Raw genomic sequence first — 1,123 nt, 5'->3', positions numbered from 1 at the left:
GTTGAGCACGTGGGTCAGATAGGTGCCTTTGCCTGTTTCATTTTATAAGTCCGAACGGTATCTTGGGTCATCGCCTGACGCGTAAGCCCGCATACGAGAAAGGTCAAAAATGGAAACGGTGTGTGCAGTTGTTGGTATCGATGTGAGCAAGAAGAAGCTGGATATTGCCTTGCTGGTCAACGGCAAGACCAGGGCCAAGGTGGTGGATAATTCCGCCGATGGGTACAAATTACTACTGGAGTGGTTAAGCAAGTCGAAAGTCGCTAAAGAAACGCTACATGTCTGCATGGAGGCGACCGGGGTTTACTATGAACCGGTGGCATTGGCGCTGCATGATGCGGGATTGACCGTTAGCGTGGTCAATCCGGCATGCATCAAAGGCTTTGGCCATAGTGAAAACATCCGTAACAAGAACGATACCGCCGATGCCGGACTCATTGCGCGCTATTGCGCTGCCATGAAGCCCGCACCTTGGGTGCCGCCGCCGCTGGAACAGCGCCAGCTGCGGGCCTGGTCGCTGCGAGTGCAAGCGTTAAAGGATATTCGCCAACAGGAAGAAAACCGGCTTGAGGCCCATACCATCACCGGCATGACCGACGTCGCCGAACATGTGAAACAGCACATCGCCTGGCTAAGCGCCGAGATCCAAAAATTGGAGGGCGACATCGATGACCACATTGATCGGCATCCCGGCCTCAAGCACGATGCCGAGCTCATCACGAGCATCCCAGGCATCGGAGCCACCACAGTGGCGAGGATCCTGGGCCAGTTGGGCGACATCCGGCGATTTGACAGTGCCAAGGCATTTGCCGCATTTCTCGGTGTAACGCCTAAACAACGCAGCTCCGGCACCTCCATCAAAGGCCGAACCATGATGAGCAGGGCAGGAAGCACGTCTATGCGGGCAGCACTTTACATGCCCAGCTTGGTAGCATGCCGGCACAACCCGACACTACGTCGTTTTGCTGAACGGCTATCGGCCGCCGGCATGGCGAAAAAAGCGGTGATCGGCGCCGTCATGCACAAAATGACACATCTTATTTACGGAGTGCTCCGTACTGGCAAGCCCTTCGATCCAAATTATTTAACCAACGGGCTTGCTATTCAAGACGGTATCTGACCC

The 1,123-nt window shown here is 55.0% G+C and carries 1 protein-coding gene; it reads left to right on the top strand.

Going from position 1 to position 1,123, the window contains the following annotated elements:
- Window positions 1–109: 109 nt before the first annotated feature.
- A complete protein-coding gene (locus KHU33_RS26090) occupies window positions 110–1,120 on the top strand; it encodes an IS110 family RNA-guided transposase (RefSeq protein WP_211468457.1) in 1,011 nt (336 codons plus the stop codon).
- Window positions 1,121–1,123 lie beyond the last annotated feature (3 nt).

It is taken from the genome of Collimonas silvisoli (assembly GCF_018305005.1).
GTDB lineage: Bacteria > Pseudomonadota > Gammaproteobacteria > Burkholderiales > Burkholderiaceae_D > Collimonas > Collimonas silvisoli.
Note: the sequence above shows the minus strand (reverse complement) of the source record. Positions and strands in the feature narration are given on the sequence as shown.

Excerpts from the sequence above, each read along its gene's own strand:
- KHU33_RS26090 (WP_211468457.1), top strand. The coding sequence starts at position 110 with ATGGAAACGGTGTGTGCAGTTGTTGGTATCGATGTGAGCAAGAAGAAG.